The sequence below is a fragment of the Testudinibacter sp. 'clade 2' genome (assembly GCF_006227735.1).
In the GTDB taxonomy this organism is placed as follows: Bacteria; Pseudomonadota; Gammaproteobacteria; order Enterobacterales; family Pasteurellaceae; genus Chelonobacter.
In genome coordinates this window covers 1-15,169 of the sequence record NZ_VDHB01000138.1, presented here as the reverse complement: position 1 = coordinate 15,169, position 15,169 = coordinate 1, and the positions used below count along the sequence as shown (strand labels likewise).

Below are 15,169 nucleotides of genomic sequence, written 5' to 3'. Positions count from 1 at the left end.
ATTTTCAAACGGTATTATATCCGGGCGAGCTAATCATTAGAGAGTCAACAGAATAAATCATTGTCAGTATTTAGGGTCTGTTGATCTTTGTTTATAATTTGAGCTATAGACTATTTTTCGCCAATACAAGGCAAAAGTTGTGAAGTTTAGTCATTCTAAACGAACGGCTTTTAACGCCGTAGTGGCGAAAAATAGTCATAGTCCTACGGATTGTGTTTAAAATGAGCACACTCGTCGTTGTAACCCTCATCAATAGTCCCACTATTGATTTCGGCTTACGCCTAGATTGTGCTCATTTTAAACGACAACTCAAAATATAAACAAAGATCAACAGACCCTATTGTTTTACATTTAAATTATTACTACGTTTTTTCGTTCGCAAAGAACCTAGATAGATCGCTAACAGCGTTAAACCTGCACCGAGCCATTGCAGGCGGTTAATCGGTTTTAGCAACCAAAAATAGTCAATCAGCAAAGCGGCGATCGGTTCGCTGAGCAGCAACAAGCCGGTGACGGAGAGCGATAGCAGCGGAATCGCATAGGCGATAAGCCCCCAGGCGAAACATTGCATAAGCGCACCGTAAAGCAAAATCAAGCCGATATCACGCCAAGTAGTGGGGTATAAATTGTGGCTGTTAAGCAGTAACGAAGGCAAAAATAATGCCAGCATACCGCCTAAACTGATCAACAGCATCAACGGGAAAAGTGCGGTTTGTTCGACTTGTTGGGTTTTGCGCACAAACACCATCGACAACGCCAGCATGCCGCCGGATATGATGCCGCTGACAAAACCCCAGCCGGCATTGCCGTTGTGCCCGAACTCCGGGCTGGCGATCAGCGCAACCCCGCAAACTGCCAACAGCAGACTGCACAGTTGTAATTTGCTTAGCCGTTCTGCAAACCAGATAAAACCGATTGCGGCAAGAAAGAAGATTTGCAAGCTGTTGAGCAAAGTGGAAATGCCCGGCCCGACCGCATGAATACTTTCGTGCCATAATGCCAAGTCTAAACCTAAAAACACGCCTGACAACAGCGCCATGCCAATTGCTTTGCGACTTTGCGGCAGTTTTTGCTTAAACAGCCGCATTAAGCCCCAAAAGATCAGCGCAGCAACCAATAAGCGCCAAAAAGCGATGGCATAAGCGCCCACCGGTACAAATTTAACAATCAGACTGCCCAATCCGAAGATAACACAGCCGATAATCAACAATGGCGCGGCGTAATTGGTGTTTATTTGTTGTGACATTTTCTTTTCCGACATAAAAAGCGGTTTTCATTTGAGAAAACCGCACTTTGTGAGATTAAACCGATTTTCAAATGCCGGGCTAGAACAGCACGCGCGCTTTAATCGTACCTTCAATGCTGCGCAAGCGTTGTAGCACACTGTCAGTATTAGTGGTTTCAACATCAATCACCACATAACCGATTTGCGGGTTGGTTTGTAAGAATTGCGCCGCAATATTTACGCCTTCATCGGTAAAGATTTGGTTAATTTTGTTCAATACCCCCGGACGGTTGTGGTGAATATGCATTAAGCGCTTGGTGCCAGAATGCTCCGGCAGCGATACTTCCGGGAAATTAACCGCCGATAAGGTGGAACCGTTATCGGAATATTTCACCAGCTTATTCGCCACTTCCGAGCCGATATTTTCTTGTGCTTCGGAGGTTGATCCGCCGATATGCGGGGTCAAAATCACATTGTCGAAACGACACAGCGGTGACTCAAATGGGTCGTTAATCGAAGCCGGCTCAGTCGGGAACACATCAATCGCCGCCCCTAACACCCGCCCGCTGTCGAGTGCCTCTGCCAGTGCCGCAATATCGACCACTGTGCCACGAGCGGCGTTGATCAAGATCGAATCTTGCTTCAATTGTTCAATGCGCTCTCTGCTCATCAGATTCTTGGTCGAATCATTTTCCGGCACATGCAGCGAAACCACATCACAAGTTGACAACAATTCTTCTAAGGTACGAATCTGTTGCGCATTGCCGAGCGGCAGTTTATTTTCAATATCATAAAAATAGACCCGCATTCCGACCGCTTCTGCCAAAATACTCAATTGCGAACCAATATGCCCGTAACCGATAATCCCCAGTTTTTTACCACGCACTTCATGTGAACCGTTTGCAGATTTATTCCACAATCCCCGGTGCACTTCCGCATTTGCCTGCGGCACTTTGCGCATTAACAGTAAAATCTCACCTAACACCAATTCAGCCACCGAGCGGGTGTTGGAAAACGGTGCATTAAACACCGGAATCCCGCGCTGTTTTGCCACTTCCAAGTCCACCTGATTGGTGCCGATACAAAAACAGCCGATGGCAATCAGCTTTTGCGCATGCTGCAACACTTCAGCCGTTAAGTCGGTTCGTGAGCGAATGCCGATAAAATGAGCGTCTTTGATCGCTTCAATCAGATCTTCTGCATCCAATGCTTTCTTATGGTACTCAATATTGGTGTAACCTGCATGATGCAGGCTATCCAATGCACTTTGATGTACGCCTTCCAGCAGCAAAAATTTGATTTTTGCCTTATCCAGTGAGACTTTTACTGTCATGTTGTTTCCTCTAGTTCCTAAGTTAAGCTAAAATCCGATTACACTAAAACCTGAGCCCCTTGAGCACTACCGACAATCACAATATCGGCGCTACGCAAAGCAAAAATTCCGTTGGTGACCACGCCGGCGATATTATTCAGGGTCTTTTCCATTTCCATCGGCTGCATAATTTTGAAGTTATACACGTCTAAAATGACATTGCCGTTATCGGTGACTACGCCTTCGCGATATTCCGGTGCGCCGCCTAAGCCGACCAATTTCCGCGCCACATAAGAGCGAGCCATCGGGATCACCTCCACTGGCAACGGGAATGTTGAGCCTAACACATCGACTTGCTTACTGGAATCCACAATACAGATGAATTTTTTTGCTAATGAAGACACAATTTTTTCACGTGTCAAGGCCGCTCCGCCCCCTTTAATCATCATTTTTTGCGGGTTGATTTCGTCGGCACCGTCCACATAAATATCCAAAGCGGAAACGTCATTGGCGTTAAACACCTCAATGCCTAGGGCGCGCAAACGGCGTTCGGACTCTTTCGACGCCGCCACCGCCCCTTTGATTTCGTCTGCCATTGCGCCCAAGGCATCGATAAAACAATTCACCGTCGAACCGCTGCCGACCCCGACAATGCTATCGGGTTGCACATATTTTAACGCTGCTTGCGCCGCCTGTTTTTTCATTTCGAGCTGATCCATAACATATCCTTTAACAATGTAAAAAGAGGGTAAAAGTTGATTTATCTTACTACGTAATCGGGATTGTTCAATCCTTATCAAACAATCCACTTTCTAAATAATAAATTGGCTGCACTATCACCAGGCAATTCTGGTTTAGCAAGGCTTTGAACATATAGCTGATAGTACTTGATCTTTTGCTCAATAAAATCATTTAATGGTTGAATTTTTTCTTCTAAATCAAATTCTTCTCCTGCCAATTTGCGTGTTAGCAACGCCTCAATTTTATGTCTAAGCATGGGTTCTAAAACAGCATCATTTAATAAATCGGTAAACAAGATCGGTGGATTTTTTGCATATTTTTCAATCCACATACAGGCTAAAATCGGGCGTAGCACATAGAAATATTTTTTGATTTTAACCAGATCAGATTTTAGATAGCCGCGAAAATTGCCATCAGCCATATGTAGATAATGGTGAATCATGCTGCTTGGCGAAAAATAGCTCTGTGCAAGTTGGCGAAACTCACTGAGAAATGGAGCATTCACTTGATAGACAATCGGCGAATACAGCCATTCCGACAATGCCGGATTCCCCTTACGGCATAATTTCAGGGCTTTTTTCAGATCCCAACCGCTGATATCCAACAGATCGCTAATCGGATATTCCAACACATCGCGTGGTTCATCAATCAGCAGATAATCAGCTTGCGTTCGGCTATAAATAAAGCGCACATCATAATCACTGTCTTGCGAGGGAAAGCCCCATGCGCGGCTGCCGGATTCGACTGCATACAATACGCGAACCTTTTCTTCTGATTCGATTCGTGTAATTTCCTGGCGAATTTTATTCAACATTTCATCTGTTATCATTCTTTATTCCTTAATCCAAAAACCGTGCTAACAATTCATTTAAAAACAGTTTGCCGTGTTCGGTGATTTGCCAAGTGCGGTCGGTTTCCACAAGATAACGTTGTTGTTTTGCCCACTCGATATTCTCAGCAACACAGGCAAGATCTAAGCCGGTGAGTTGCACGAAATCCTGTTTGGCAACCGCTTCCAGCAAACGAAAACGGTTCATAAAAAATTCAAACGGGCGTTCGGCCGCCGAAACCGCACTTTGCGTATGCAGATAGTTGCCTTGCAGATAGCCTTTCGGGTGTTTGGTTTTGGCGTAGCGCACAATCTCGCCATTCGGGAAACTGATTTTACCATGCGCACCACAGCCGATCGCCAGATAGTCACCGAAACGCCAATAATTCAGATTATGCCGACATTGATAGCCCGGTTTGGCGTAAGCCGAGGTTTCATATTGCTGATAACCCGCTTCGGTTAACAGCTGGTGCCCTTGCTCGAAAATATCCCAAAGAGCGTCATCATCCGGCAATTTCGGCGGTCGGTAATAGAACAGCGTGTTCGGTTCAATGGTGAGCTGATACCACGACAAGTGCGGTGGATTGAGCGCAATCCCTTGGCGCAAATCGTTCAGCGCCTGCTCGACCGTTTGATTGGGTAAACCGTGCATCAAATCGATATTAAAGCTGTTCAAACCGCTGTTTTTGGCGAACTGAATCGCCTGCACAGCCTCTTCTACGTTGTGAATCCGCCCCAGCCGTTGCAATTTTTCTTGCTCGAAACTTTGGATTCCCATTGAAATACGGGTCACGCCGGCCTGGCGATAACCGATAAAACGCTCCGCTTCCGCCGTGCCAGGATTGGCTTCAAGGGTAATTTCAATCCCGTCGGCAAACGCAATTCGCTGTTCCACCTGTTGCAACAGATGGGTAATGCCTTCTGCCGAAAACAGGCTCGGCGTACCGCCACCGATAAAAACCGAATGCAAAGTGCGGTTTTGCACATAAGACAAATCGTTATCCAAGTCTTGCAGCAGATGCCGAATATACTCCGTTTCCGGAATCGCCCCTTTCTGGGCATGGGAATTGAAATCACAGTAGGGGCATTTCTGCACACACCAGGGAATGTGGATGTAAAGGCTCAAGGGTGGTAAGGTGATTGATTGTGGCATTATGGCATCAAAATGGTTGCAAGTGCGGTTATTGTACCCGATAAAAAAGCATAACCGATCAATTATTTCAGTTATGCTTTTTCATATCACACCGCAGAAATCAAGGCAGCTTCGCCAACACGCAATAGCCGCTCTGCCGTCCGATAAGCTCAAATGCAGTGTCTGCATCAATAAAGGCGGATTGCCCTTGTCGCAAAATCAGCGTCTGTCCGGTTGTACGCAGTTGCACCTCTCCGCTCATCACTAACAAAATAACCGCACTTTTTGCCTGCTCGGACACCCGTTCATCCTGTTGATAAGCGATATGCTGCAAGGCAAAATCTTGCGCCGGTGTCGGGTAGGTGTAATTGTTGGTTATTGTCGGCGCAATGATCTGTGGCGTAATCTCAGTGCAATCAATGACTTGTAGTAATTCGTCAATATCCACATGTTTCGGCGTCAATCCGCCACGGATTACATTGTCCGAACACGCCATCAATTCAATATTCTGTCCGCGCAAATACGCATGCGGAATACCGGCATCCTGATAAATGCCTTCCCCGGTTTTCAAGTTGACCAGATTAAACAGATAGAAACACAGCAAGCCCGGATCCAGTTTATCCAAACTGATTTGCATACTCTCCAAACTGTACAACAGCCAATAATCCGGATTATCCAGCGTTAATTGTTGTTGCTGATAAGCCGCTTGCTGCTGTTGAATCACCGGCAACAGCCATACAGCCAACTGTGTTTGATCCGCTTGCATGATTTCTGCATAAAAACCATGCAGATCCGTTTGTTGCAACCGTTTTAGCAGCGGTAAAAATGCAGCGTGCCGTTGCAATTCCTGCTCAATTTTCGCTCGGGTTTTAAAGCCGTGCAACAGCCAAAAATCGGATAAGGCAATCATCATTTCCGGTTTATGATTGTTGTCTTTATAGGTACGTTTCGGATCGCTCAGGCTGATACCCGCCGCATTTTCACGGGCAAAGCCGATCTCGGCCTGCGCTTTGGTCGGGTGCAGTTGAATAGAGAGCGGTTTTTCCACATCCAAAATCTTTAATAGATAAGGCAATTCCACGCCAAACTGCGCAATGCTGCGCTCCCCCAGACTGGTTGGGTTCAATTTTAAATACTCATTCAGCGCCAATTCGCCAATCTCGGTTTTCAGCATCGAGGGCGAAGACGGGTGAGCACCCAACCACCATTCGGCATAATGTGACTGTTGTTTGGCGATACCCAACCACTGCGGAATGTAGTCTTGCCCGCCCCAAACATAGTGTTGTGCGGTACCTTTTAATGAATATAGCATGCTGTCCTCTGATTATTTTATACTTCACATTGAAGCCGGGCGCTGCACCCGACCACTATCAATGAAAAATTGCAAAATTTTCGGTAAATCATCTACGTCCACCACATAGATCAGCAGACGTTTGCGATTGTGTAAGTCTATCACTAAAACCCCGTCTTCTGACAAATTGATGGCGGCGATCCGCTCATAAGGCAGGTAAAAATTGGCGTAGAAAAAGCCGTTTTCTTTTAAAAGGAGTACAGGATTGCGCAAAAATGCAGTGTAGCCGCACAAGATCGCCAAGATTATCAACAAATATAGCGTAATCGGTGTAATCCCGCTTTGATAAACCAACAAGCCGATTAGGGCAATAAAAATAACCGCATCCAGTCGCCCGCGATTCTGCAACCGCACTTTGAGTTGGGTTTTGCCCTTCCAACGATTCATGACGAACTGATCATAAAAACCGTACACAAAAAACAAAATAACGGCACAGAGTAAAATGCCGTCGGTTAAATTGATCATCCCAGTTTGCCCCTCAATAAAAATACCCTCTCAATGCCAAAGAGGGTATCAATTGCTTTAATCCGTTATGCCAACAGCCCGGTCCATGCGCCCAAAATGCCAATCACAAAGAAACCCATAATAATCCACAGCGCATTGACACGGTTACGCAACAACCACATACAGCCAAAGGTCAATAACAGCGGCACCAGCCCCGGCATTAAGCTGTCCAACACACTTTGCACCGTGGTAATCGTGGTTTCACCGACCTGATTGGTCATGCGGGCAATTTCCAGCGGAATATTGACAGTTGTCCACTTGTTGACCAGCGCCCCCATGATAAACAATCCCAGTATTGAAGCGCCTTCGGTCAGTTTTTGCAGCAAGCCGCCGCTCATGTCACCAACAACATCCAGCCCTTTTTTGTAACCATAGTGCACACCGTAGTAACGGGTTGCCAAACGAACCAAGTTAAACAATAAAAAGAACAAAATCGGGCCTAAAATACTGCCGTTTAATGCCAAGTTCGCGCCAAGTGCGGCAAAAACCGGGCGTGCCGTGCCCCAATAGATCGGATCACCGACCCCGGCCAAAGGCCCCATCAAGCCGACTTTGATCCCGTTGATTGCGCCATCGTCAATCTCTTTGCCATTTGCCCGCTCTTCTTCCATCGCAATGGTCACACCCAATACCGGCGCTGCAACAAAGGGTTGAGTATTAAAAAACTCTAAGTGGCGCTTGATTGCATCTTTGCGTTCTTGCGAATGTTGATCCGGGTATAAACGACGGATTACCGGCACCATGGAATAAGCAAATCCCAACGCTTGCATACGCTCGAAGTTCCAAGATCCCTGAAACAGGTTAGAACGTAACACCACCGCATTCAAATCTTGTTTTGTGACTTTTTTCTCGTTACTCATTTTCTCAATTCCTTGTGCTTAATCTAATCTGTTATCCAAATCGTTGTTGCTGACAACCTGCACCACTTGCTGGCTTTGGTTATATTTCGGGTGAAGCTGAATGTACAATACTGCCATCACGCCGCCCAATACCCCTAAAGCAACCAAGTTGAAATTGGTGAATGCCGCCACCACAAAACCGGCATAGAAGAATGGCATCAAATGCCCGGCTCGCATCATGTTGATCACCATCGCATAACCAACCACCACAATCATACCCCCGGCGATTTTCAAGCCTGAAGTGACGACTACCGGAATCGAATCTAACATTGCGCGCACGCCATCAGTACCCGCAGTTAATGCCACGATCAACGCCGGAATGGCAATCCGCATCGCTTGCAATAACAGCGCAGAAGCGTGGATCCAAGATAACGTTGTTAAATTACCGGTCTCGACACATTTGTCGGCCGCATGTTGGAAGCCGACCGTGATGGTGCGCACCACATAGGTCAGCACTTGCCCTGCTGCCGCCAACGGAATCGCCAATGCAATTGCAGTGCTGATGTCTTGTCCGCTGACAATCGCCAAAATTGTGGAAATGATGGAGGCAAGTGCGGTATCCGGCGCCAAAGCCGCACCGATGTTCATCCAGCCTAATGCCAACATTTCTAAGGTTCCGCCGACAATAATCCCGGTTTTAATATCGCCCAGCACCAGACCAACTAAGGTACAGGCGATCAGCGGACGGTGGGTTTGAAATTCGTCCAGAATTGAACCCATACCTGAAATACAGGCAATGATAAAGATCAAAATGATCTGAAGTGTAGAAATTTCCATAACTCGGTTTCCTTACTGTTAAACTAAATTCGCTTTTTTCAATAAATCCATCATATCGGTGCGGCTATCCGATGACACCTTGCGCACATCCAGCTCAATATTCAGTGCTTTCAATTGCTTAAAGCTTTCCACATCGTTTTTATCCACCGAAACCGCACTGGTCAGTTGCTGCTTGCCGTCACGATATGCCATGCCGCCGATATTCAACGATTTAATGCCGACGCCCGCTTCAATCAGTTTCAACGGATCTTGCGGATTGGTGAACAGCAACATCACCCGCTCTCCGGCATATTCCGGATTGTTATACACCCGTATCATTTTTTCGACGCCCACCACATGTGCAGTCACGCCCGGCGGTGCCACCTGTTTCAACAACGTCGCCCGCACGGTGTCTTTCACTACGGCGTCACTGACCACCACAATACGGCTGACCTTGGTCTCTTTGGTCCAACGGGTTGCCACCTGACCGTGAATGAGACGATCATCAACACGCGCCAGCCCAATCACCATATTGCCGGTTTTTTTGCTCACATTAACCATAGCTTGAGGTTGAGGCTGAGCCACAGGCTCGGCTTTCGCCGCTTGCACTTCCGGTTCAGCATATTTCAAGGCTTTCACACCGCCACGTCCGGTTTCCAAGGCAATCGCCGTCAACTCCTGCAACGATGGGTTATCATCTCGTCCCATAAAGGTTTCGACCAACATCGGCACATTCACTCCGGCAACGACTTCCATATTTGCCTTACCCTCCGCCACGCGACTAGCGGCATTAAACGGACTGCCACCCCAAGTATCGACTAAAAATAATACTTCGGAGCAATGCGCCAGTTCGGTTGACAATTTCGCCTGGTATTTTTGGATAATGGTTTCCGCATTCTCACCGGGAACAAAATCGATGTATGCAACATTTTCTTGATCCCCGATTAGCATTTCTGTTGTTTTCAACAGTTGCTCTGCGGCGACACCATGTGTTGCAATGATAATTGCAATACTCATCTCCACCTCTTTTATTTAATAGGAAAAATTAATTAGTTTTGGTGGGCGGATTTTATAAGCAAATCACCACTCCACCTATTATGAATATTCAATTAGTTGATCACGATCACACTTTAATAAAACAATATGTCACCCATAACATTGATATCGTTCTAATCAGCCGATTAATTCGCCAATTTCAATTGTAATTGCTGTAACGCATGAGCACGATGTGACACTTTTTTCTTCTCATTTTGTTGCAATTCGGCGAAGCTTGCTTGCTTTGGAGGATAAAAAAACAGTGAATCATAACCAAAGCCATTCGAACCTCGTTCTTCTGACAAGATCTCACCGTGACACTCTCCCTCCGCAATAATCGGAGTTGGATCGTTTTCGTGTTGCAACAGCACAATCACGCTAACAAATTTTGCTGAACGATCGTATTGATTTTCCATTTGTTGCAACAGCTTTACTCGGTTTTTGGCATCATTGCCTTCTTCTCCGGCATAACGGGCGGAATACAGCCCCGGCGCACCGCCAAGTGCGGTCACGCTCAAACCGGAATCATCGGCAATCGCCGGTAAGCCGCTGATTTTTGCCGCATGGCGTGCTTTCAAAATCGCATTCTCCACAAAGGTCAAACCGGTCTCCTCCGGACTTTCAATACCGAATTCACTCTGCGCCACCACCTCAAAACCAAACTGTGCCAACACATCAGCCATCTCTTTCACTTTGCCTTGATTGCCAGTTGCCAAGACGATTTTTTGTTTCATTATTTGTTTTCTCCTATGCTGTGACTGATTTAAAAACCAATACCTTACCCAAATTAAAAGTTACGACTTTTGCTATAATCATCAATCATCCCGCTGTGTGCTGATGCATATCGTCTTCCTGTCCGTTTACGTTCTCCATTTCAAGTTCTCCACTTAGGGCAAAATCGCAAATGCGCGTACAGGAAATCCCGGTGATTTTTCTGCTTTAGGCGCAATACAAAAGATAACCGCTCCGGTCGGCGGGCATTGATCCAAATTCGCTAATAGTTCCACTTGATAGTGGTTATTTTCCAATACGTACAGCTCCGCAATCAAGCCGTTTTGCTGATTCACCGCCGCATCGGTATCAAAGGTTTCATGCCCGTTTGCTACCGCATTGCGCTGTTCATAAATAAATTGCAATGCCGCCACCGACCAGCCGGGATAATGGTTCTGCCCCTGAGCATCCGCATTGGCAAACCGGGCTTTATCCGGCCAACGCTTGCTCCAATCGGTACGTAACGCAACAAAAGCCCCTTCTGGAATGATACCGTGCTGCTGCTCCCAGGCTAAAATATCTTCCGGTTGCAGCGTAAAGTCCGGATCTTCTGCCGCTTCTTTAGATTTGTCGATCACAATCAGCGGTAGCACCAGCTCTTGTTTCAACTTCAAATCATTAATATAACGTGGTTGCCGGGCGGCAAAATGAATGGGCGGATCGATATGCGTGCCATATTGACCTGGAAAGGTGTACTGGTGTACAAAAAAGCCATCCGAATGGTCGAATAATGTTTTAAACTCTGCATCATTGAATGCGGGGAAATGCGGGCTGTTCGGTCCAAATTCATGGGTTAGGTCAACCCATTGTTTTTGTTTTAATTGTTCTAAAAGTTGTAAAGTAGACAAAGACATAGTAAAAACCCTCTAAAGCTGTGAGATTAAATTTTCTCTAATCTATCAAGCCTGCCTATAAGATCAAGCGCATTTTGCTCTAACTCATAATCAATTCTCCCATATAAATAAAAAATAAAAATCACACAACGCTTGAAAGTCATGACAAAATAAAATTAAAATATAAAGCATATGCTACAAAAAGCATCACCCAAGGAATCGCATGATGACAATCAAAACCTTTTTGCAACAGCAGAATATTCAATTCAGCCTCAAACGTTATGCGATTGATGCCTTGAATTTTATGGCGTTAGGGCTGTTTTCCTCGCTGATTATCGGCTTAATTTTAAAAAATATCGGCACTTGGACGGAGCTAAGCTGGTTGGTTGATGTCGGCGGACAAGCACAAAAGGCAATGGGAGCTGCCATTGGTGTTGGTATAGCATATGCACTACAATCGCCACCCTTAGTATTACTCAGCAGCACCATCACCGGTCTGGCCGGTGCCGCGCTAGGCGGGCCGGTCGGTTGCTTTTTTGCGGCTGCGATTGGGGCAGAATTCGGCAAGTTGTTCAGTAAAATCACGGTGGTGGATATTATCGTTACCCCTGCGGTGACACTGTGTGTCGGTGTCGCCACAGCACAAGTGTTAGGCGCACCGATTTCGACATTAATGAATCAAATCGGCGGCTTGATTATGTGGTCGGTCGAGTTGCAGCCGCTAGTAATGGGTATGGTGGTCGCCGTGGTAATGGGAATTGTGTTGACCCTGCCGATTTCCAGCGCTGCCATTGCGATTTCCTTATCATTAAGTGGCTTAGCCGCCGGTGCTGCCACTGTCGGCTGTTGTTGCCAAATGGTCGGTTTTGCGGCGATGAGTTTTCGCGAAAACCGTTGGGGCGGGCTGCTCAGTCAAGGGCTAGGCACCAGCATGCTGCAAATGCCGAATATTGTGCGTAACCCAAAAATCTGGCTGCCACCGATTATCAGCAGCGCCATTTTAGGTCCGGTCGCCACCCTCACTTTCCAAATGTCAAATATTCCCAGCGGCGCCGGCATGGGCACCAGCGGCTTAGTCGGGCAGATCGGCACCCTGGATGCCATGGGCAACTCAAGTGCGGTTTGGTTAACCATTATTTTACTGCATTTTATCCTGCCTGCCGTTTTAACCCTAATAATTGCAACGGTATTTCGGCGTAAAGGGTGGATTAAAGCCGGTGATCTCAAAATCAATAGTTAAAAGTGCGGTTAGCCAGTAAAAATTATTTGGTATTTTTAGGCAAAATCGGTATTATAGCCGTCCAGATGGTTACGCGTCCAAAATAGCGTAACTCCCAGATTACGTAATAGCAAACAAAAGAGAAAATATGTCTAATTATCTATTTACTTCCGAATCCGTTTCCGCCGGTCACCCGGACAAAATCGCCGATCAGATTTCCGATGCAGTGTTGGACGCCATCATCGAACAAGACCCGAAAGCCCGCGTCGCTTGCGAAACCTATGTCAAAACCGGTATGGCATTAGTCGGCGGCGAGATCACTACTTCAGCGTGGGTCGATATTGAACATATCGCACGCCAAGTGATTTGTGACATCGGCTACACCTCCTCCACCATGGGTTTCGACGGTCACTCTTGTGCGGTGCTAAACGGCATCGGCAAACAATCTTCCGATATTAACCAAGGGGTTGACCGTGCCGATCCGCTGGCGCAAGGCGCGGGCGATCAGGGTATTATGTTCGGTTACGCCACCAATGAAACTGATGTGCTGATGCCGGCACCAATCACATACGCCCATCGTTTAATGGAACAGCAAGAAAAAGTGCGCAAAAACGGCACATTGAACTGGTTGCGCCCGGATGCCAAAAGCCAAATCACTTTCCAATACGACAAGCATAAAATTGTCGGGATTGACGCCGTGGTGCTTTCTACTCAACACAGCGAAGAAGTCGATCAAAAACAGATTTACGAAGGGGTGATGGAAGAAATTATCAAACCGATTCTGCCGAGCGAATGGCTTTCCGCCGACACTAAATATTTTATCAACCCGACCGGCCGCTTTGTAATCGGCGGCCCGATGGGCGACTGCGGCTTGACCGGACGTAAAATTATCGTCGATACCTACGGCGGCGCTGCCCGTCATGGCGGCGGTGCATTCTCCGGCAAAGACCCGTCCAAAGTGGATCGCTCTGCGGCATATGCCGCGCGTTATGTGGCGAAAAACATCGTTGCCGCCGGTTTGGCCGAACGCTGCGAAATCCAGCTTTCCTACGCCATCGGCATCGCCGAACCGACCTCGATCATGCTCGAAACCTTCGGCACGGCGAAAGTCAGCGAAGAATTACTGGTGAAACTGGTACGTGAATTTTTTGACCTACGCCCATACGGTTTAATCAAAATGTTGGATCTGATCCAACCGATCTACCGCAAAACCGCCACCTACGGCCACTTCGGCCGCGATGAATTCCCTTGGGAAAAAGTGGATCGTGCCGAAGAATTGAGAAGTGCGGCTGGGTTAAAATAATCTTTGACTGAAAAGTAAAAGTGCGGTTTGGCTGAAGGGCTGAACCGCATTTTTTATTTCGCCTCTCTATTAATCTACAGAAATTTCTTTATAATATCTTTAGCCAACCTCTGCTTAAGGAAGTTTTATGCCAACCATTAAATCCAGCACCGAATTACGAAATAACTACAACGATATTTCGACTTTTTGTAATCAAACACAAGAACCCGTGTTTATCACCAAAAATGGGCAAGGAGATCTTGCCGTGATGAGTATCGAAACCTACGAAAAATTAGTCGGACGTTTAGAATTATACCATTTATTGCAAGAAGGTGAACAAGCGATTGCTGCGGGCAAAACACACCCATTTGAACAAGTATTCCAAGAGCTGCGCAATGAGGTGATTGGTGATAAGCAATAAATATCATGTTGAAATATCAGATACAGCTAAAGCGGATTTACACAACATTATCACCTATGTTTTTTCACAACTTTCGGCACCAATGACCGCTCTTCAACTGCTGGAAGAGTTTGAAACCACTATAGCATCACTGGTTGAAATGCCTCAACGTATTGCATTGGTCAGAGATAAAAAATTGGCAGCTCTGGGCTACCGCCAAATTTCAGTAAAAAAGTATGCGATTTTTTTCAGACTCAACGAGACAAAAAATACCGTGAATATCGTCCGAATTATTTATGTAAAGCGAAACTGGGCGGCGCTATTGAATCCCTAGTTCCCCCCCTCATCACCGCAACTTTTCCCCGCTGTTTTCAACCGGCACTCGCCCTCAAGTTCGGTCAGCAATTACTCGGCAAACGGTTTTTGCGGCTCAACGGTAGCAATCTCTGAAACCACATTCACCGCACGGGTCAAGATCGCCGACGTGAGCGATTCAGATTGTGATAAATAACGGATATAGTCTTCCCTCAACTGCGAACCTGCCAACTCCCGAATCAAAGCTTCTTTGTTGCGAATCGGCAAATTCGGCATTTCCAATACAAAAGCTGAACCGCAATGGTTACTGATAGCCTAACTGCGCCTTCCAAGTTTTTAACGTCTGTTCTAGATCGCCATCGGTAAATAACGCACTGCCGGAAACCACCCAATCTACGCCTAATGCTTGCACTTTCGTTGCCAAATCCAGTGTCATCGCTCCGTCAATGCTGATAATTTTATCCTGTCTTTTTGTTCCCAAGATATTAGGGTCTGTTGATCTTTGTTTATATTTTGAGTTGTCGTTTAAAATAAGCACAATCTAGGCGTAAGCCGAAATCAATAG

Annotated in this window: 18 protein-coding genes; 4 read left to right on the top strand and 14 right to left on the bottom strand. The window is 46.4% G+C overall.

Going from position 1 to position 15,169, the window contains the following annotated elements; translation table 11 throughout:
• Positions 1-337: 337 nt before the first annotated feature.
• The 12 genes from FHQ30_RS10585 to FHQ30_RS10530 all read right to left on the bottom strand — a co-directional run bounded on the left by FHQ30_RS10585 (position 338) and on the right by FHQ30_RS10530 (position 11,409).
• Positions 338-1,246: a DMT family transporter gene (locus FHQ30_RS10585; RefSeq protein WP_139610842.1), complete on the bottom strand. Its 909-nt coding sequence runs from the start codon at positions 1,244-1,246 to the stop codon at positions 338-340.
• Between the two features lie 79 nt (positions 1,247-1,325).
• Positions 1,326-2,558, bottom strand: a complete 1,233-nt coding sequence (gene serA / locus FHQ30_RS10580; RefSeq protein WP_139610843.1) for a phosphoglycerate dehydrogenase — start codon at positions 2,556-2,558, stop codon at positions 1,326-1,328.
• Positions 2,559-2,596: 38 nt separating this feature from the next.
• Positions 2,597-3,256, bottom strand: a complete 660-nt coding sequence (gene rpiA, locus FHQ30_RS10575) for a ribose-5-phosphate isomerase RpiA (protein WP_139610844.1) — start codon at positions 3,254-3,256, stop codon at positions 2,597-2,599.
• A gap of 77 nt (positions 3,257-3,333) precedes the next feature.
• The gene (locus FHQ30_RS10570) at positions 3,334-4,107 is read right to left on the bottom strand and encodes a nucleotidyltransferase domain-containing protein (protein ID WP_267963782.1); all 774 of its coding nucleotides are present in this window, start codon (positions 4,105-4,107) and stop codon (positions 3,334-3,336) included.
• A 10-nt stretch (positions 4,108-4,117) separates the two neighbouring features.
• Entirely contained in the window at positions 4,118-5,260 is a 1,143-nt protein-coding gene (gene hemW, locus FHQ30_RS10565) for a radical SAM family heme chaperone HemW (RefSeq protein WP_139610845.1), read from the bottom strand.
• A 100-nt stretch (positions 5,261-5,360) separates the two neighbouring features.
• On the bottom strand, positions 5,361-6,551 hold the full coding sequence (manA, locus tag FHQ30_RS10560; protein WP_139610846.1) for a mannose-6-phosphate isomerase, class I: 1,191 nt from the start codon (positions 6,549-6,551) through the stop codon (positions 5,361-5,363).
• A gap of 24 nt (positions 6,552-6,575) precedes the next feature.
• Positions 6,576-7,055: a DUF986 family protein gene (locus FHQ30_RS10555; protein WP_267963783.1), complete on the bottom strand. Its 480-nt coding sequence runs from the start codon at positions 7,053-7,055 to the stop codon at positions 6,576-6,578.
• Positions 7,056-7,120: 65 nt separating this feature from the next.
• Positions 7,121-7,954: a PTS mannose transporter subunit IID gene (locus FHQ30_RS10550; protein ID WP_139610847.1), complete on the bottom strand. Its 834-nt coding sequence runs from the start codon at positions 7,952-7,954 to the stop codon at positions 7,121-7,123.
• Positions 7,955-7,972: 18 nt separating this feature from the next.
• Positions 7,973-8,770: a PTS mannose/fructose/sorbose transporter subunit IIC gene (locus tag FHQ30_RS10545; RefSeq protein WP_132964421.1), complete on the bottom strand. Its 798-nt coding sequence runs from the start codon at positions 8,768-8,770 to the stop codon at positions 7,973-7,975.
• A gap of 18 nt (positions 8,771-8,788) precedes the next feature.
• Positions 8,789-9,766, bottom strand: a complete 978-nt coding sequence (gene manX, locus FHQ30_RS10540; RefSeq protein ID WP_139610848.1) for a PTS mannose transporter subunit IIAB — start codon at positions 9,764-9,766, stop codon at positions 8,789-8,791.
• Between the two features lie 164 nt (positions 9,767-9,930).
• A complete protein-coding gene (rdgB, locus tag FHQ30_RS10535; protein WP_442805655.1) occupies positions 9,931-10,518 on the bottom strand; it encodes an RdgB/HAM1 family non-canonical purine NTP pyrophosphatase in 588 nt (195 codons plus the stop codon).
• 153 nt (positions 10,519-10,671) lie between these two features.
• Complete coding sequence (locus tag FHQ30_RS10530) at positions 10,672-11,409, bottom strand: cyclase family protein (RefSeq protein WP_139610850.1); 738 nt, start codon at positions 11,407-11,409, stop codon at positions 10,672-10,674.
• Positions 11,410-11,611: 202 nt separating this feature from the next.
• Here FHQ30_RS10530 and FHQ30_RS10525 point away from each other — a divergent pair, with 202 nt between their 5' ends.
• The 4 genes from FHQ30_RS10525 (at position 11,612) to FHQ30_RS10510 (ending at position 14,623) form a co-directional block, all read left to right on the top strand.
• A complete protein-coding gene (locus tag FHQ30_RS10525) occupies positions 11,612-12,628 on the top strand; it encodes a PTS sugar transporter subunit IIC (RefSeq protein ID WP_267963784.1) in 1,017 nt (338 codons plus the stop codon).
• A gap of 127 nt (positions 12,629-12,755) precedes the next feature.
• Positions 12,756-13,910: a methionine adenosyltransferase gene (gene metK, locus FHQ30_RS10520; protein ID WP_139610851.1), complete on the top strand. Its 1,155-nt coding sequence runs from the start codon at positions 12,756-12,758 to the stop codon at positions 13,908-13,910.
• A 127-nt stretch (positions 13,911-14,037) separates the two neighbouring features.
• Positions 14,038-14,310 (top strand): type II toxin-antitoxin system Phd/YefM family antitoxin, encoded by a 273-nt coding sequence (locus tag FHQ30_RS10515; RefSeq protein ID WP_139610852.1) that lies wholly within the window; start codon positions 14,038-14,040, stop codon positions 14,308-14,310.
• Positions 14,297-14,623 carry a type II toxin-antitoxin system RelE/ParE family toxin gene (locus FHQ30_RS10510; protein ID WP_176552610.1) on the top strand — a complete coding sequence of 109 codons (327 nt, stop codon included), beginning with the start codon at positions 14,297-14,299 and terminating at the stop codon, positions 14,621-14,623. Before FHQ30_RS10515 ends, FHQ30_RS10510 begins: the two co-directional genes overlap by 14 nt.
• A 71-nt stretch (positions 14,624-14,694) precedes the next feature.
• Here the strand turns inward: FHQ30_RS10510 and FHQ30_RS10505 are convergent, their stop codons facing one another.
• On the bottom strand, positions 14,695-14,880 hold the full coding sequence (locus tag FHQ30_RS10505) for a hypothetical protein (protein WP_139610854.1): 186 nt from the start codon (positions 14,878-14,880) through the stop codon (positions 14,695-14,697).
• A 28-nt stretch (positions 14,881-14,908) separates the two neighbouring features.
• A complete protein-coding gene (locus tag FHQ30_RS13290) occupies positions 14,909-15,085 on the bottom strand; it encodes a beta/alpha barrel domain-containing protein (RefSeq protein ID WP_176552611.1) in 177 nt (58 codons plus the stop codon).
• Positions 15,086-15,169: the final 84 nt, after the last annotated feature.

What these genes read in the sequence shown, in the direction of transcription:
- FHQ30_RS10505 (WP_139610854.1), bottom strand. Translation starts at nt 14,880, where the DNA reads ATGCCGAATTTGCCGATTCGCAACAAAGAAGCTTTGATTCGGGAGTTG.
- serA (WP_139610843.1), bottom strand. Translation starts at nt 2,558, where the DNA reads ATGACAGTAAAAGTCTCACTGGATAAGGCAAAAATCAAATTTTTGCTG.
- FHQ30_RS10530 (WP_139610850.1), bottom strand. Translation starts at nt 11,409, where the DNA reads ATGTCTTTGTCTACTTTACAACTTTTAGAACAATTAAAACAAAAACAA.
- metK (WP_139610851.1), top strand. Translation starts at nt 12,756, where the DNA reads ATGTCTAATTATCTATTTACTTCCGAATCCGTTTCCGCCGGTCACCCG.
- FHQ30_RS10555 (WP_267963783.1), bottom strand. Translation starts at nt 7,055, where the DNA reads ATGATCAATTTAACCGACGGCATTTTACTCTGTGCCGTTATTTTGTTT.
- FHQ30_RS10550 (WP_139610847.1), bottom strand. Translation starts at nt 7,954, where the DNA reads ATGAGTAACGAGAAAAAAGTCACAAAACAAGATTTGAATGCGGTGGTG.
- manA (WP_139610846.1), bottom strand. Translation starts at nt 6,551, where the DNA reads ATGCTATATTCATTAAAAGGTACCGCACAACACTATGTTTGGGGCGGG.
- FHQ30_RS10515 (WP_139610852.1), top strand. Translation starts at nt 14,038, where the DNA reads ATGCCAACCATTAAATCCAGCACCGAATTACGAAATAACTACAACGAT.
- manX (WP_139610848.1), bottom strand. Translation starts at nt 9,766, where the DNA reads ATGAGTATTGCAATTATCATTGCAACACATGGTGTCGCCGCAGAGCAA.
- FHQ30_RS10545 (WP_132964421.1), bottom strand. Translation starts at nt 8,770, where the DNA reads ATGGAAATTTCTACACTTCAGATCATTTTGATCTTTATCATTGCCTGT.
- rpiA (WP_139610844.1), bottom strand. Translation starts at nt 3,256, where the DNA reads ATGGATCAGCTCGAAATGAAAAAACAGGCGGCGCAAGCAGCGTTAAAA.
- FHQ30_RS10585 (WP_139610842.1), bottom strand. Translation starts at nt 1,246, where the DNA reads ATGTCACAACAAATAAACACCAATTACGCCGCGCCATTGTTGATTATC.
- FHQ30_RS10525 (WP_267963784.1), top strand. Translation starts at nt 11,612, where the DNA reads ATGATGACAATCAAAACCTTTTTGCAACAGCAGAATATTCAATTCAGC.
- hemW (WP_139610845.1), bottom strand. Translation starts at nt 5,260, where the DNA reads ATGCCACAATCAATCACCTTACCACCCTTGAGCCTTTACATCCACATT.
- rdgB (WP_442805655.1), bottom strand. Translation starts at nt 10,518, where the DNA reads ATGAAACAAAAAATCGTCTTGGCAACTGGCAATCAAGGCAAAGTGAAA.
- FHQ30_RS10570 (WP_267963782.1), bottom strand. Translation starts at nt 4,107, where the DNA reads ATGATAACAGATGAAATGTTGAATAAAATTCGCCAGGAAATTACACGA.